Source organism: Levilinea saccharolytica (assembly GCF_001306035.1).
In the GTDB taxonomy this organism is placed as follows: Bacteria; Chloroflexota; Anaerolineae; order Anaerolineales; family Anaerolineaceae; genus Levilinea; species Levilinea saccharolytica.
Genome location: NZ_LGCM01000064.1, coordinates 56,606 through 73,172 on the forward strand (window position 1 = coordinate 56,606; position 16,567 = coordinate 73,172).

General features: G+C 61.6%; 12 protein-coding genes. 7 read left to right on the top strand and 5 right to left on the bottom strand.

What is annotated here, in order from left to right:
• The gene (locus ADN01_RS17115; RefSeq protein WP_062419323.1) at positions 1-1,539 is read left to right on the top strand and encodes a CCA tRNA nucleotidyltransferase; all 1,539 of its coding nucleotides are present in this window, start codon (positions 1-3) and stop codon (positions 1,537-1,539) included.
• Positions 1,527-2,300, top strand: a complete 774-nt coding sequence (locus ADN01_RS17120; RefSeq protein WP_062419322.1) for an alpha/beta fold hydrolase — start codon at positions 1,527-1,529, stop codon at positions 2,298-2,300. The genes ADN01_RS17115 and ADN01_RS17120 overlap by 13 nt, the downstream gene beginning before the upstream one ends.
• Before the next feature lie 69 nt (positions 2,301-2,369).
• On the opposite strand, the gene ADN01_RS17125 is transcribed toward ADN01_RS17120, so the two are convergent.
• The 4 genes from ADN01_RS17125 to ADN01_RS17140 form a co-directional block, all read right to left on the bottom strand.
• Positions 2,370-3,890 (bottom strand): hypothetical protein, encoded by a 1,521-nt coding sequence (locus tag ADN01_RS17125; protein ID WP_075071314.1) that lies wholly within the window; start codon positions 3,888-3,890, stop codon positions 2,370-2,372.
• Positions 3,887-4,741 (bottom strand): S49 family peptidase, encoded by an 855-nt coding sequence (locus ADN01_RS17130; RefSeq protein WP_062419319.1) that lies wholly within the window; start codon positions 4,739-4,741, stop codon positions 3,887-3,889. Before ADN01_RS17130 ends, ADN01_RS17125 begins: the two co-directional genes overlap by 4 nt.
• Positions 4,742-4,804: 63 nt before the next feature.
• Complete coding sequence (locus ADN01_RS17135; protein ID WP_062419318.1) at positions 4,805-5,101, bottom strand: hypothetical protein; 297 nt, start codon at positions 5,099-5,101, stop codon at positions 4,805-4,807.
• Between the two features lie 315 nt (positions 5,102-5,416).
• On the bottom strand, positions 5,417-5,827 hold the full coding sequence (locus tag ADN01_RS17140) for a response regulator transcription factor (RefSeq protein ID WP_062419317.1): 411 nt from the start codon (positions 5,825-5,827) through the stop codon (positions 5,417-5,419).
• 283 nt (positions 5,828-6,110) lie between these two features.
• Here ADN01_RS17140 and ppdK point away from each other — a divergent pair, with 283 nt between their 5' ends.
• The 5 genes from ppdK to ADN01_RS17165 all read left to right on the top strand — a co-directional run bounded on the left by ppdK (position 6,111) and on the right by ADN01_RS17165 (position 14,219).
• Positions 6,111-8,885, top strand: coding sequence for a pyruvate, phosphate dikinase (gene ppdK, locus ADN01_RS17145; protein WP_075071315.1), 2,775 nt, complete (start codon positions 6,111-6,113; stop codon positions 8,883-8,885).
• 242 nt (positions 8,886-9,127) lie between these two features.
• The gene (locus ADN01_RS17150; protein ID WP_062419316.1) at positions 9,128-10,753 is read left to right on the top strand and encodes an amino acid permease; all 1,626 of its coding nucleotides are present in this window, start codon (positions 9,128-9,130) and stop codon (positions 10,751-10,753) included.
• Between the two features lie 266 nt (positions 10,754-11,019).
• Positions 11,020-11,979: a pyruvate dehydrogenase (acetyl-transferring) E1 component subunit alpha gene (gene pdhA, locus ADN01_RS17155; RefSeq protein ID WP_062419315.1), complete on the top strand. Its 960-nt coding sequence runs from the start codon at positions 11,020-11,022 to the stop codon at positions 11,977-11,979.
• A gap of 12 nt (positions 11,980-11,991) precedes the next feature.
• Complete coding sequence (locus ADN01_RS17160; protein WP_062419314.1) at positions 11,992-12,963, top strand: alpha-ketoacid dehydrogenase subunit beta; 972 nt, start codon at positions 11,992-11,994, stop codon at positions 12,961-12,963.
• Positions 12,963-14,219 (top strand): dihydrolipoamide acetyltransferase family protein, encoded by a 1,257-nt coding sequence (locus ADN01_RS17165; protein ID WP_062419313.1) that lies wholly within the window; start codon positions 12,963-12,965, stop codon positions 14,217-14,219. The genes ADN01_RS17160 and ADN01_RS17165 overlap by 1 nt, the downstream gene beginning before the upstream one ends.
• A gap of 76 nt (positions 14,220-14,295) precedes the next feature.
• Here ADN01_RS17165 and ADN01_RS17170 read toward each other — a convergent pair.
• Positions 14,296-16,567: tetratricopeptide repeat protein (locus ADN01_RS17170; RefSeq protein WP_075071316.1), on the bottom strand; the 2,272-nt coding region annotated here is incomplete at its 5' end.

The window sequence follows — 16,567 nt, forward strand, 5'->3', positions numbered from 1 at the left end:
ATGACTTGGTATCAAGCTGATCCGCTGCTGGCCCGGGCGATGCCGGTTTTGCGCAGTGTGGAAAGCGTGCAGCACCCCTTGTATCTGGCGGGAGGTGCTGTGCGCGATTTGCTGCGTGGGGTGCGGCTGCACGACCTGGATTTCGTCACCAGCGGGGATGTGCGCCAGATGGCCCGCCGCACGGCAGATGCCCTGGGCGGGGGCTTTTACCCGATGGACGAAGAACGCGGCACGATGCGCGTGGTGCTGGCTGAGGAGGGCGGCGGGCGCCTGTTTTTGGATTTTTCACGGCTGCGCGCGGATACGTTGGAAGGCGATTTGCGGCTGCGCGATTTCACCATCAACGCGATGGCGCTGCCTTTGGGGGATGAGGCGCGTCTGATTGACCCCACCGGCGGGCAAACCGATTTGCGGGAAAAACGGCTGCGGGCTTGCTCGGAGAGCGCCATGCAGGATGACCCTCTGCGTGTGCTGCGCGGGGTGCGCATGGCGCTAGGCCTGGGGCTGCGCGTGGAAGCGGCCACCCTGGGCTGGATGCGCGCCGCCGCGGCTGGGCTGGAGCGCGTTTCGGGCGAGCGGCGGCGGGATGAGCTCTTCCGGCTGCTGGAAGGCGGCCAGGTGAGCAGCGGCCTGCGCCTGATGGACACCCTGGGCGCTTTGCAGGCGGTTTTGCCGGAACTGACCGCGTTGAAAGGGCTAAGCCAATCTCCGCCGCACCAGTTGGACGCCTGGGAACACACCCTGGCGGTGGTGCAGGAATTGGAAGATGTGCTGGCGGCCCTGGCCCAGGACGCTGATCAAGAGGCGTCCGCCAATTTGATGATGGGGCTGGCGGTGACGCAGTTGGGGCGCTACCGTCAGCGCTTTGCTGAACATTTGGCCGAGCGGGTGCACATGGACCGCCCCATGCGCGCGCTGCTGTTTCTGGCGGCGCTGTATCACGACGCGGGCAAGGCGCACACGCGCAGCCAGGGGGCGGATGGGCGTGTGCATTTTTATGAGCATGAGGGGCAGAGTGTGCGCGCCTGGGGAAGCTGCGCGCGCCGCCTGGCGCTGAGCCAGGCTGAAACCGAGCGGGTGGAAAGCGTCCTGCGCCATCATATGCGTATACATCATCTGGCCGCCCAGCCCCACGACCCCAGCGCGCGGGCGGTGTACCGCTTTTTCCGCGCCTGCGGCCCGGCGGGGGTGGATGTGTGTCTGCTGACGCTGGCGGATGTGCGCGGAACCTACCGCACCACGCTGACCACAGACATCTGGCAGCGTGAGGTGGGCATTTGCCGGCGGCTGCTGGAGGCCTGGTGGGAAGGCCCATCCGAATCGGTGCGGCCCCAGCGCCTGGTGAACGGGCAAGACCTGATTGAGCTGTTCGGTGAGCCGCCCGGCAAACGCATTGGGCTGGCTTTGGATGCGGTGTTGGAGGCGCAGGCCTGCGGTGAGGTAAGCGACCGCGTCGCCGCTTTGGAATTTGTGCGCGGCTGGCTGGCCGACCATCCCCAGGATGCGCCCTCCGGAGGAAAATCAACATGGAAGAATTGAAAACCCCTTTGATCCATTACGCCACCCGCGGGCAGGGGACCGCGCTGATGTTGGTGCACGGCTTTCCGCTGAACCACACCATCTGGAACGAGACCGCGGCCCTGCTGGAAGATCAGGCGCGGGTGATTCTGCCGGATTTGCCTGGACACGGGCAGTCGCCGGTGGTGGAGCCGGTTTCGATGGATTCGATGGCTGATGGGCTGGCAGCGATTTTGGACGCATTGGGGATTGAGAAAGTGGTGCTGGCGGGGCAGTCGATGGGCGGGTACGTGTGCCTGGCCTTTGCCCGCCGTTACCCGCAGCGCCTGGCGGGTCTGGGACTGGTATGCACCCAGGCGGCAGCTGACAGCCCCGAAAAACGGCAGGCGCGCCTGGCCCAGGCGGAGCAGACCCTGGCCGAAGGCAGCCAGCGCGTGGCGGAGAGCATGGCCGCGGTGCTGACCAACCGCCCCGAGATGGCCGAGGGGCTGAAACACCTGATGAGCACCACCCCGGCGGCGGGGATGGCCGCAGCGATGCGCGCGATGGCCGAACGGACGGAGATGAGCGCCTTTCTGCCGCAGATTTCGGTCCCGGCGTTGGTGATTGCCGGCTTGGCGGATGCGATCATTCCGGTGGAGCGGGCGCGCGAGATGGCCGCCAGCCTGCCGGATGCGCGGTTGGTGGAGCTGGAAGGGGTGGGGCATTCGCCCATGATGGAAGCTCCCCAGGCCACCGCTGAAGCTCTGTTGGGCCTGCTGAAGCGGGCGCAGGGCGCATAACGGCAGACTGCCATAGAATCAAAAAACGCCGCGGAGATTTCTCCGCGGCGCTGTGATTCTGAGGGGCGGCTAGCCTTGCCCGAAAGTGGCGGCGCCCGTCAGCGGGCAGACGGCGATGTTGTCTTGAAGGGCGCAGGTGCTGAGGCCCAGCGAGGTGAGCATGTTGGCCAGTTCGCTGAGGCCCTCTTCGGTGGCGGCCAGCAAGATCAGGGTGTTGCCGCTGGGTTGGGCTTGATACAGCACCAAACCGGTTGAAGCGGTCTCCACACTGCCCAGGCCGGGGATGGTGATGCTGTCGCCGCTGGCTGAAGGTGTTTCCAGGCTGCCCAGCAGGTCTTCCAGGTTCAATTCGGGGCTGGGGGTGGGCGCGGCTTCGTTCTCGGCGGGCGGGGCGGCCTCTTCGGTGGGGGTGGGGGGTAGAATGCCGCCGCCGGACTGCAAATTGATCTCCAGATCAAAAGCCGCCAGATAGGGGGCCAGTTTTTCGTAATCCTGATACAGCCCCAGGATGAGGGTGTCGCTGCCGTCCACCGGCTGGGCGGCGGTGGTGAGGGGCAGGTTCAAAAGCGCCAACTGGCGCTGAGCTGCCCCCAGGGTGGTGATGAATCCTTTTTCGAGGGTTTGATCCGCAGGAACCAGCAAGGTGACGGGCCGTTGGAAGACATAGGGATATTCCGCCAGGGTGCGCGGGCGCGGATCGCTGGCTAAAAAGCCGGCAATCCTGGCGATCCACTGCTGGTTGTCAGCCATGAGGTTGTTGGGGGTCTGCAAAAAGCTGAGGTCGCCGACGGCCAATACCTGTCCGCTGGCATCCAGGCTGGCCACCACGCTTTGGGCGGGGGTGTCGGTGAGGGAAGAGCGCGTGGTGGGGCTGGTGCGCAGCAGGGGCTGCGGGCTGGATTTGAGGGAATGGGCGGCGTAGAAGATGACCTGCTGCACGCCCTGGGTGAGGGGGGAATCCTGGATGTCGGTCAGGATCAGGTGGCGGAAATTGCCGTCGTTCTCTTCCAGATTGTAGAGGTAATCATCGGCGAAAGCCAGGTCAAAAGGCTGGAGGAGCAAGTTGGCCGAGGCGGTGCAGCTGGACAGGGCCATGAGTGCGTCTGTGGTGGGGCTGGCGGCGTAGCTGCGGGTGGGGTCGCAAATGACTGCCAGCCGCCCGCCGCGTTGGACAAAACTGGTCAGCAGCTGAGCTTCCTGGGCGGTGAAGGGGATGGTGGCCGCGGCGGTGAGGTAGGCATCCGCGTTTTTGAGCTGTTCGGCGAAGGTATAAGGATCCGTGCTGAGTACAGTGCGCCCGCCCAGGGCTTCGAAGGGCTGGGTGAGGGCTTCCAACTCTTTCAGACTGACCCAGTTGCCGTGGGTGAAATCTACCAGCAGGTTGGTTTGCGGGCGCTCAGAAACGGCAGCGCTGGCTGGGCTGGGGGGCAGGGGGGTTGAAAGCGGCGACTGAGGCGGCTGCAGGCTTTCATAATCCGGTGTGAGGATGGGTTGGGCGGGGGTGTAAATGCCCTGATAGAACCACAGGGTGCGGGCCGCCAGGGGAACCAACAGTACAGCGGCTGCCAGGAGGATGCGGGTGAGTTTCATGGCTGCTCCTCCGTGGGGGGGACATACAGGTAGAAGAGGCCGGATTGGTTGGGGTAGGGGGTCATGCGCCCGTCGGGGGCCTGGTAATAGAAGGGGCTGGTGACGAAGATCGGCAAGCCAGTGAGGGTGCGCAGGTCGGCGGTGGTGTAATGGGCGATGTGGGCCATGGCCGCGGCCTGGTCAAAGGCCTGGCTTTGGGTGCCGATGGCGTCAATCAGGCCGTATTTGAGGGCGGTGGTCCCGGTCCAGATCTCGCCGCGCAGGACGACTTCCGGGCCAATCTTCAGCCGGTCGCCGCGGCCCAACTGCACCGCTTTTAAGAAGCCTTGCTTCAGGGTGTCCATGTCGCGGATGAAGGTGTCGCGCGGGTAGCCCAGGGTTTTGTAGGGGCCGGTGGAATAGACCTCTTCCTGAACGCTGGGGCTTTCGGGCAGGTAGCCGATGATGCCAATATTGCCCACCAGAGAAGAGGGCTTGGCCAGCACGTAATCGCTGCCCGCCGCCAGGTAATAGGCCCCGCTGGCAGCCATGCCCTCGACCATCATCACCACGGGTTTGGTCTGGCGCAGACGGGCCATTTCGAGATAGACGGATTCGGTGTCGGTGACGGTGCCGCCGGGGCTGTTGACGACCAGCACCACGGCGCGCACTTCGGGATGCTCACGGGCGTAGATCAGTTGAGTGATCATATCCTGGGCGGAGCCGTCGTAGATGGCGTCTTTCAGGTAGATGACGCCGATAATGGGTTTGGGGATGAGCAAGGAAAGCAGGATGCCGGCGATCAGCGGCAGCAGGATCCACCCAGCGAGAGCCCTAAACCGCCCAAACGGGGTGGGCGCGGAATCGGACATGAGGGGTACCTCCTTTGGCCTGGCGGTCAAGGGCAGCCAGGAGGGATGAGCAGGAATTGGGTTTTAGGGATAAATCTCCGTCAGCATGGGTTCGTAGAAGCAGCAGCAGCCGTTGGGGCAGGAGCAGCCGGGCACGGGCAGGTGAGGGGCCTGATCTTTGGCGTAGGTCCCCGCCACCTGCTGGCAGGCTGGGCAGGCGTTGGCTTCGGCGACCACGCGCACATTGGCTACCCGCGCGTTGGTTTGCAGGCGGCGCAGGGCAACCGCGGTGGCAGAAAACTCAGCCAGACTGGCGTGGCAGCGCGGGCATTCGCTTTCATAATCCTGAGCTTGGGCATTGCAGCGAGAGCAAGTTTGCATGGTTTTCTCCATTCAGAGTATTGATATCATTTTACTACAAACCACCGCCGAGACCCAAACGCATGCCTGTAAGACGCCAGGGCAATCGCATCCTGGGTTCTCTTTCCCACAATGGGTATGGTTTTTGGGTGATATGTGGGGCGAAGCCCCACATATCACCCAAAATTCTATTAAATTGGGAATAGCTCTTCAAAAACTGGCTTGATGCAATCGCCCTATGTAATACGCCCGGCGCGCGAAAAAGATCCCGCGGGGTGGGGGGAATAAAAAACCCTCGGTTTTGAGACCGAGGGGCGTGGGCGTTGGGGGGCGGGCTTAGAGAACCGCGTGACTGTAATGAGGCTTGGTGACGCGCCGCCGGGTGAGCATGTTGATGCGCGCGGCGAGGATGCTGTGGGTGAAGGGCTTGATGAGGAAATCATCAGCCCCCGCGTTGAGGGCGCGCGCAATCAGGCCCGGGTTGTCCAGGGCGGAGACCATCAGGATCGGCACGTTGGAGACCTGCCGCAAGGCGCGGGTGACTTCACAGCCGTCCATTTCGGGCATCATTAAATCCACGATGACCATCTGGAACTTGTCAGATTTGAAGCAGGCCACGCCGTCCGAGCCGCGGTTGGCGGTGACTACCTGAGCCTTGTCCTGCTCCAAAATCATCTTCAGCAGATCCGTCATGGCTGGGTCATCGTCAATGACCAAAATATTGATACCAGAGTCGGCGGAATTCATAGCTCTATTATCATCGTTAAGTTCAAATGCGTACCTTTCAAGTGATTAACAAAAGAATCGCACAGGAAATCATATAGATATCCAGACAAACTTGGAAAATTGGTTACAACTGTATGCAAAGACCTCCCTCAAGTCAAATTCTTTATGGTAAAATTTATTGGTTTTATTGCGGCCTATTGCCGGAGAGTGCAGGGGGACGGCTCGCGTGGCGCGGGCAGCAATCTGGACTTTAACCTTTTACCCACCCTGGGTAATTCGAGACCCGTATCAGGAGGAACGAATCGTGGATAAGAAATGGGTATATTTGTTTAATGAGTTGGATCAGGCCGAAGCCTATGTGCACGGCAGCTGGGACGGCGTGCGCGGTCTGTTGGGCGGCAAAGGCGCTAACCTGGCGGAAATGACGCGCATCGGCGTGCCGGTGCCGCCTTTCTTCACCGTCACCACGGAAGCCTGCAACGCCTACAGCGCCGAGGGCGGCAAGTTCCCGGCGACTTTGTGGGATCAGATGATGGTGTGCTTGAAGGGCATCGAGACGGCTTCGGGGAAGAAATTTGGCGATCCCGCCAACCCGCTGTTGGTTTCCTGCCGCTCCGGCGCCAAGTTCTCCATGCCGGGCATGATGGACACCGTGCTCAATATCGGTTTGAACGACGCCACCGCCGCCGGTATGGTCAAATTGACCGGCAACGAACGTTTTGTGTATGACTCTTACCGCCGCTTGATCCAGATGTTCGGGTCGGTGGTGTTGGGTATGCCGGATGAGGCTTTTGAGGATGTGTTGGAAGCCTACAAGCATCAGAAGGGCGCCAAGGCCGATACCGACCTGACCGCGGAAGACCTGAAGGCCTTGACGCAGATGTTCAAGGACGTGGTTCGCAAGGTGCAGGGTTACGATTTCCCGCAGGATCCGCTGGAACAGCTGCGCCTGGCCACGGAAGCGGTGTTTAAGTCCTGGAACGGCAAGCGCGCTGTGGATTACCGCCGCGCGGAAAACATCCCCGACGATCTGGGCACGGCGGTCAACATTGTGACCATGGTCTTCGGCAACATGGGCTGGGATTCGGGCACGGGCGTGGCCTTCACGCGCAACCCGGCGACCGGTGAAAACAAAATGTACGGCGATTACCTCTTGAACGCCCAGGGTGAAGATGTGGTGGCGGGTATCCGCAACACCGAGAAGATCCAGAACCTGGGGAAAGATATGCCCGAAGTGTACAAACAGTTCGTGGAGATCGCCAAGAAGCTGGAACTGCACTACAAGGATATGCAGGATGTGGAATTCACCATTGAGCGCGGCAAGCTGTGGATGCTTCAGACCCGCAACGGCAAGCGCACCGCGCAGGCGGCCATCGCCGTGGCGGTTCAGATGGTGAACGAAGGCTTGATCAGCAAGGACGAAGCCGTGATGCGCATCTCACCCAAGCAGGTGGATGCCATGCTGCACCCGATGTTCAACGAAGAGGGCAAGAAGGCCGCCAAGAAGGCTGGCCGCTACCTGGCGACGGGCGTGAACGCTTCCCCGGGCGCTGCCGTTGGGCAGATTTATTTCGATGCTGACACGGCCGAACATATGGCCAAAGAATACAAGCAGGATGTCATTATGGTGCGCCCCTTCACCAAGCCGGATGATGTGCACGGCATGTTGGCGGCCAAGGGCATTCTGACCAGCGAAGGCGGCGCTACCTCGCACGCGGCGGTGGTTGCGCGCCAGTTTGGTGTTCCTTGTGTGGTGGGTGCTTCTTCGATCCGCATTGACCTCGACAAGCGCATCATGACGGTTGGGGATGCGGTGGTTCGCGAAGGCGATTGGATTTCGGTGGACGGCGGCACGGGTGAAGTTTACCTGGGCAAGCTGGATCTGAGCGTCCCGAACCTGGAAGAGCAGACCGATCTGCTCACCCTGCTGAACTGGGCGGATGAGATCTGCGCGCGTCCCGGCACCCGCAAGGGCCCCGAAGGCTACCCGACCCGCGGTTTGCAGGTGTGGGCCAACGCCGATTACCCCAAAGATGCCAAGCGCGCCCGCGCTTTTGGCGCCAAGGGTATTGGCCTGTGCCGCACCGAGCACATGTTCTTTGAGCCGGAACGCCTGCCGATTGTGCAGCGCATGATCCTTTCGAAGACCAGCGAAGGCCGCACCGAAGCCCTGAATGAGCTGCTGCCCTTCCAGCGCGCTGATTTCGACGGTCTGTTTGAGGCGATGACCGGTTTGCCGGTGATCATCCGCCTGATCGACCCGCCGCTGCATGAGTTCCTGCCGGCTGCCGAAACCCTGCGCGAGCAGATTGTGGAAAAGCGCGTGGCCCGCATGGCCGATTACATCAACGGCAAGGCCGTGGACAAAGAAATTGTGGAGATGGAAAAGCTCCTGGCCGCGGTGGAAGCCCTGCACGAAAGCAACCCGATGATGGGTCTGCGCGGCGTACGCCTGAGCATCGCCATGCCCGAAATTGTGGAGATGCAGGTGCGGGCGATCTTCGAAGCGGCTGCGGATGTGAAGATCCGCGGGTACGAACCGAAACCTGAGGTCATGATCCCCCTGACCGGCACGGTCAAAGAACTGGAATGGATTCAGCCGCGCCTGGTGGACATTGCCCAGAAGGTGATGAGCGAGAAGGGCGTGACCTTCGAATATAAGTTCGGCACCATGATTGAAATCCCGCGCGCGGCCGTGACGGCCAGCGAGATCGCCGGACTGGCGGAGTTCTTCTCCTTCGGCACGAACGACCTGACCCAGATGACCTTCGGTTACAGCCGCGATGACGCGGAACGCAACTTCTTGATCAAGTACGTGGAAGAAGGCATCCTGCCCAAGAATCCCTTCCAGACGATTGACCGCGACGGCGTTGGCCGCCTGATGGACATCGCTGTAAGCGACGGCCGCAAGGCGCGCCCCTCGTTGGAAGTGGGTATCTGCGGCGAGCACGGCGGCGACCCCGAATCGATCGAGTTCTGCCACCTGGTGGGCAACAACTACGTCAGCTGCTCGCCCTTCCGGGTTCCGGTGGCGCGGCTGGCTGCGGCCCATGCGGTTGTGAAGAACGCTGCCAAGTAAGTTCGAGACGTGTATTTGATGTAATCAGGCTGCCCGTAAGGGCAGCCTTTTTCTTTCCCCTGGGCAGCGCGGGCATAAAGGTTGCAGCCTGGGGATGAGGACTTAACAAATCCGCAAGCCTGGGGCGGTTTTGCCCCTGAGTGCGAAGCGCTGGGGCGGGTTTCGCTTATAATTAGATCATATGCAAAAGGTCGGGCCGCATGGGGGCGGGCCGCAAATTGCGGTGGTAGGAGGACATAAGCATGGCGGGAATCTCTGCGGGAGCGTCGTTCGTCCAGCGATCTTTAACCAAAGGCCGCGGCCTGGTGCGAGTTGTTGGCTTTTTGGGAGCAGCCATTTTTGGGATTCAATGCATCAGCTTATCCTCCTCGGGTCTGCTGCCCTTTTCTACTGTGGCAGGCTTGTGGCCAGGCGCTAATCTGGTGAGCATTCTCACCATCGCCATGATCCTGTGCCTGTTTCACGCCTACACCTATGCGGTGATGGGCACCCTGGCCCCTTATTCCGGCGCGGATTATGTGGTTTCGACCCGCGTGCTCAGCCGCCCGCTGGGCTTTGCCGCCAGCTGGACTCTGGTGATCTTCAGCGCGCTGGTGGCAGGCTCGTTGATTGCGCTCATCCCACAGTCCACTATCCCCACCCTGCTGCGCATTTTGGGAACGGTGACGAATGACAGCAGCCTGTTGGAGATGGCCGCTTCGGCGGCTTCGCAGGACGGCGTGATCTTGATCGGCACGATTTGCACCGTGATCGCCTTTGTGGGGACGATTTTACCGGCGCGCACCATTCAGCGCATTTTGGGCGGCGGGTTGGTTTTGGGGATTGCAGGTTGGGGCATTTTGTACTACCAGATGCTCTCGGTTCCTACCAGCGCTTTTCCGGCGGCCTGGGACCGTTTTATGGGCGCGGGCAGCTATGGGCTGCAGATCACCCTGGCGGCGGCCAACGGCATGCAGATGGTGACCAACCCGGCTTCGGTGACCCTGGCGGGGCTTTTGGTGGGCTTTTGGATTTTTTACGGCTATTTTATCCCGACCTTTTTTGCGGGTGAGGTGAAGAAACCCGGCCGCAACCTTTTGGCGGGCTCCTGGGTTTCGCTGATCTTCACCTGGGCTATTTTCATTGGGGCGACGATGATCTTGTGGCGGCTGGTGCCGCCGCAGTGGCTTTCGGCACAAAGCTATTTGTACCAGACTGGCCAGACGGAAACGGCCATGCCGTGGATTATCTTCTATGCTGCAATCCTGCGGCCCAATATCTACCTGGTCGGCGTGGTCAGTCTGGCGTGGGTGGTGACGCTGATCAATCTGGTGCAAACCTATTTTATGTACTGCAGCCGTATCATTTTAGCGTGGGCGAAAGACGGCCTGGTTCCCTTCGGTATAGATTATGTGCACCCGACCTTGCGCAGCCCGATGTTGGCGGTGCTGATTGTGGCGGTTTTGGCCCAGTTTGGGGTGACCGACGCGGCCCAGGGCGGTGCGTTGGGGTCGCAGTTGAACTTCGTGTTCTTTGTGGTCTGCGCTCAACTGGTTCCGGTGGCGGCCATGACCTTCTTCCCGTTCCTGCGCAAAGAATGGTTTGAGTCGGCCAGCCCGTTGGTGCGGCTGAAGGTGGGGCGCGTGCCGGTCATCACCATCATGGGCGGCATTACCCTGGCGTACCTGCTGTGGCTGATTGTTTCTAGTTTCTTGTTCCCGGCGGTGGGTGGGACGCTGCGCGCGGGCAGCCTGGTGATTTTTGCGGTGATGTTTGGCAGCGGTCTGGTGTGGTATTTCATGCGCAATGCCTATATGCGCGCACGCGGGCGCAGCCTGGCGCAGGAGATGAGCACCATGCCCGCCGTGGAAGACGAGGCGGAAGCCTAGAACCAGGATTTCCATCGGCTCCACCCTTCTTAAAGAAAACAAGAGTCTGGCACGGCCGGGCTCTTGTTTTTATAAGTGATGGTTAAGAAAGCCTGTACGCAGGCGCGGCGCACGAGATTAATTGGACAGCTTTTGGTATAATCTTCACAAGGGTTGTGCGGAGGGACGGACGGCCCGACCCGGGAACATCGACAGACTCAGACAACTTCTGCGGACCACCTGGGACGTTGGGAAGTTGACATAACGCGACTGGAGGAACTCCGACGATGGAGAAACAAGAATACTTGAATCTGTACCATCAGATGGTGGTCATTCGGCTCCTGGAAGAAAAAGTGGCCGAACTGTACCAGCAGGGTAAAATTGGCGGCTTTCTGCATTTGTACATCGGCCAAGAGGCCGTGAGCACCGGCCTGATCTCCACCCGGCGGCCCGAAGATCGCGTGATCACCGCCTACCGCGATCATGGTGTGGCCATCAACTGCGGGCTGCCGGCGGGCGGGATCATTGCCGAAATGCTGGGAAAGGCTACGGGCGTTTCAGGCGGCAAGGGCGGCTCGATGCACCTGGCGGATGTGGAGAAAAATTTCTGGGGCGGGCACGCCATTGTGGGCGCGCACCTGCCGCTGGCAGCGGGGCTGGCCCTGGGTGACCAGTATCAGGGCAACGCGGCGGTCACCATCTGCATGTTTGGGGATGGGGCCACCAATATCGGCTTCTTCCACGAAGCCCTGAACCTTTCGAAGGTCTGGAATCTGCCGGTGCTGTGGGTGTGCGAAAATAACCAATACGGTATGGGCACGGCGGTGGAACGCGCCTCGGCGGTTTCTGAAATCCGGCGCAAGGCCGACGGCTACGGCATGAAAAACGCTGTGGCGGACGGCATGAACTTGATGGATGTGCGCGAAGTGGCCGGAAAGATGATGGAAGAGATCCGGGCGGGGGGCGGGCCGCAATTCCTGGAGATTATGACTTACCGTTTCCGCGGCCACTCGATGGGCGACCCGGAGCGCTACCGCAAGCCGGATGAAATTCGCAAATGGGAAGAGAATGACCCGATCGGCATTTATCGCAAATATTTGGTGGATCATCAGATTGCCAGTGAAGACGAATTGAACGCGCAGGACCAATCCGCGGAGAAAGAAATTGCGGAAGCGGTGGAATTTGCGGAGAACAGCCCGGAGCCTGCGGCGGAAGAGCTCTTCAAGCATATTTACGTTGAGGAATAGGAGGAGAGCGACATGGCCCGGATTACAATGCGTGAAGCGATCTCTCAGGCTTTATGGGAGGAGATGGAACGGGATGAGCGCGTGTTCATCCTGGGGGAAGAAGTGGGGGTATGGGGCGGCACCTATGCCGTGACCAAAGGTTTTTATGATCATTTTGGCCCCAAACGGGTGAAGGACACCCCCATCGCCGAGGCGGCCATCATCGGTGCGGCCATTGGCGCGGCGCTGACCGGCCTGCGGCCTGTGGCGGAGATGATGACGATCAACTTTGCTTTTGTGGCGATGGATCACATTGTCAATGAGGCGGCTAAGCTGCATTATATGTTCAACGGGCAGATGCGCGTGCCGATGGTGATCCGTGCACCGGGCGGGGGCGGCCGTCAGCTGGGCGCCACCCACTCGCAGACACCGGACGCCATTTTTGCCCATTTCCCTGGGTTGAAAGTGGTGGCCCCCGGCACCCCGGCGGACGCCAAGGGCCTGCTGAAGGCAGCCATCCGCAGCGAAGACCCGGTGCTGTTCATTGAACACGCCACCCTGTACCAGACGCGCGGCGAAGTGCCGGAAGGCGAATACATTGTGCCCATCGGCAAAAGCACCGTGCAGCGGCCGGGCAAAGACGTGACGATTGTGACCTACAGCAAGATGCTGGAGCTGTCTTTGAAGGCGGCGGATGAGCTGGCCAAGGAAGGCATTGAGGCGGAGATTGTGGATTTGCGCTCACTGCGCCCGCTGGATATGGGGCCGGTGATTGAGTCCTTTAAGAAGACCAACCGCGCCGTGGTGGTGGAAGAGGGCTGGCCGTCTTATGGGGTGGGGGCCGAGGTGGCTACGCGGATTTACGAACAGGCCTTTGATTACGCGGATGCGCCGGTAAAGCGGGTGGCGCAGAAGGAAGTGCCGCTGCCCTATAACCGCACGCTGGAACAGATGGCGCTGCCGCATGTGGAAGACATTGTGGCGGCGGTGAAGGAGGTGCTGTAATGGCCGAAATCGTGAGCATGCCCAAGCTGGGCTTCGACATGGCCGAAGGCACGTTGGTGCGCTGGGTGAAGAACGAGGGCGACACGATTGCCAAGGGCGACGTGTTGGCGGAGATCGAAACCGATAAGGCCACGGTGGAAGTGGAATCGAGCTTTTCGGGGGTGGTGGCGCGCCATTTGGTGGAGGCAGGCGCCATCGTGCCGGTGGGCACGCCCATCGCGGTGATTGGCGCGGAAGGCGAGGAAGTGAAAGATGTGCCCGGGTTGAGCGGCACGCCGGAAAAAGCGGTTGCACCGGCGGCTGCGGCCCCCGCGCCGGCTGCCCCCGCGGCGTCTCAGCCTGCGGCGGCGGCTCCGGTGAGCAGCGGGCCGGTGGTGGCTTCTCCGCTGGCGCGGCGGATTGCCGCGGACAACGGTCTGGATTTGGCTGCCGTGCGCGGAACCGGCCCCGGCGGACGAATTGTGAAGCGGGATGTGGAAGCGGCCTTGAAGGCTGGCCCGGCGGCTGTTTCTGCCCTGGCGGCGCCCGCGGCGACCATTCCCGCGGCAGTTCCCGCGGCTGCGGCGCGTGCCGACGAGGTGGTGGGGTTAGACCGGCTGCGTGTGGCGATTGGGCGGCGCATGACCGAATCGAAACAGCAGCTGCCGCATTTCTATGTGACCCACGAGTACGACATGGAAGCTCTGCTGGGGCTGCGCAAGCAGGTGAACGCGCTGCTGCCGGAAGAAGATAAGCTGTCGGTGAACGATTTCATCGTCAAGGCGGTGGGGCTGTGCCTGCGGCGCTTCCCCAACTTGAACGCTTCTTTAAAAGAAGGCCAATTGGTGCGTCACGGCGCGGTGAATGTGGGTGTGGCGGTGGCGGTGGAAGGGGGGCTCTTGACCATCGTGACCCGCGCCACAGACGCCAAACCGCTGCGCACGCTTTCGGGTGAAATTCGCGATCTAGTCAGCCGAGCGCGCTCCGGCAAGGTGCGGCCTGACGATATTGAAGGTTCTACCTTCTCGATCAGCAATTTGGGGATGTACGATGTGGAACACTTCATCGCCATCATCAACCCGCCCGAAGCCGCCATCCTGGCGGTGGGGTCGGCCCGTGAAGTTCCGGTGGTGAAGGATGGGCAGGTGACGGTTGGGCTGCGCATGAAGGCCACCCTTTCGGCCGATCACCGTGTGACGGATGGAGCCGAGGCGGCGCAGTTTATGCAGGCGCTGGCGGATTACCTGGAACAGCCTTTGCGCTTGCTGGTGGAATAGAACGTTTAGCGGTTAACTCATTCGGGCAGGCCGGATTGCAGCGGCCTGCCCGTTTCCTTTGACGCATGGGGGAGACTTAAGGCTCGACGGTGTAATAGCGGCGGTAGATGTTCATAAATTCGGTGATTTGCAGAACGTATTGGCGCGTTTCGGCGGCGCGGATGACCTCCAGGAACAGGTCGGGGTCTTCGCCGGAAAGGTCTTTCCAGGTGATGGCGTTGCCGGGGCCGCCGTTGTAGGCCGCCAGGGCGTAGAGATCGCCGCCAAAGTAATCACGCCAGCGGCGCAGGTAGTGGCTGCCGAAGCGGATGCTGACCTGGGGGCGCAGCAGATCGGCGCGGGTGTAGTTGGCGGGCCAGCCAATTTCACTGGCGATTTCCTGGCCGGTGTCGGGCAGCACCTGCATGAGACCGACGGCCCCGGCCGAGGATTGGGCAAAGCCTTCGAAGAAGCTTTCCTGGCGGATGACCGACAGGAGCAGCAGGGGGGAGAAGCCCTCTTTTTGCGCGGCTTCGACTACGGCCTCGCTGTAATAGGGGCCGAAGCGCACATGGTTGAAATAGTTGGGGGCGGTGAAGGCGGCGTCGCCGTCCAGATTGGCCAGGGTGAGGATCTGGCGGCTGATGAAAATGGCCGGGCGGTAAAAGCCCAGGTCGAGCAGGTGGTTCATCAGGCGGTAATTGGCCACCGGATCGAGTGTGACTTCAGTGCGCAGGGATTCAAACTCTTGGGCGGCCAGGCGGTAAAAGCCCAATTCCCACAGGGCGGTGCCGCGTACCATGCGCGAGTCGCTGCCCAGGGGACCGAGGATGGTCAGGTCGGTTTCGGCGGGGACGGCGAAGGTGCTGCGCAGCCACAGCTCGGCCAGGCGGCGTTCCTCGTCCCAATTGACAGTGAGGTCGTAGGTGGAGGGGATGGCCAGGGGCGGCTCGTTGAGAAGGATATCACGGGCGCGGATGCTGTAGTAGCTGCCGGGGTCGCGCTGGGCGGACTGTTCCCAGGATTGGCGCGCGGCTGCGGGGTCGTTCTGCGCCTGCTGGGTTTTACCGATCCAGAACAAGGCCTGAGCCTGCTCGGCGGGGGTGGATGCCAGCACCTGGGCGCGCTGGAAGATGGTCAGCGCCTGGGGGTACTGCTGCATCCGATAGCGGGTGACGCCGGCCAGGAAGAGGCCGCGGGAGGAAAGCTCGGAGGCGGGGTATTGATCCATGAGCTTTTCCCACTGGAGGGCGGCTCCTTCCAGGTCATTGCCGCGCTCCAGAATGCGGGCTGCTTCGTAGAGGAAGTCACCGGCCTTCTCGTCGCCGGGCATGAGGGCCACATAGGCTTGCAGAGTCTCGGCGGCCTGCTTGTATTGGTTCAGCCCGGTCCACAGGGTATAGGCCTTTTCGTCCCAGGCGTCGCGCCAAAAACGGTCGCCGCCGTGGTCGTCAATGAGAGCCTGCCATTCCTGCAGGGACTTAGCATAATCGCCGAGGTAATACAGGCTGAGGCCTTTGAAATAGTGGGCGGTGCCGTTGTGGTCGGGGGTGGTATCCAGGTAGCGGGTGAGGGCATCCAGGGCCAGGCCGTACTGGCGGGCGTAATAATCCACAATCCCGCGGTCCAGATCGGAGACGGGGATGCCGGCATCCACCAGGGCCACCAGACCGGAATAGCTGTCGTAGGCTTTGGGGTAGTTGACAACCGAGTCCTGGAAGCGGGCGTAGGCCTGATCGGGCAGGCCGAGGGCCAAATAGGACTGCCCGGAGAGGAAATTCATCTGGGCTTTGAGATAATCATCCGCGGCGGATTCATAGACGGCCATGAATTTGCGCACGGCGTTGATGTGGTCGCTTTGGGCGGCGTAGGCGCGGCCAATTTTGACATCCAGCGTCTGCACCGCGGCGGGGGAGGGGGCAGACGCCTGGGCAGCCTCGAAGGCGGGGACCGCCCCGGCGGCGTCGCCCGATTCGAGCAAGGTGTCGCCGATGCGCTCCTGGACGAAGGCATCCAGCACGGCGGGGCGCAGGGTGAGGTATTGGCGGTAGGCGGTGACGGCAGCGGTGGGGTTGTTTTGGGAGCGGTAGCATTCGGCCAGCAGGAAGAAGGCGTTGGCGCGCGCGGAACTGTTGGGGTATTGTTCGGTGACGGTGGTCAGCGCCTGCACGGCGGCGATGCAGTTTCCATATAAATACTGGGCGCGGCCAATGCCGTAGAGGGCAGCGGCCTGGGTTTCGGCGTCGGTGGAGGCTTCCAGCGCGGTGGTGTTCTCTTCAATGGCGCGGGTGAAATTGCCCTCGATGGTCCAGCGGTCGGCCTGATCCACGCGCACGGCGGGGATGGGGGTGGGAGAGGGGGTGGCAGTG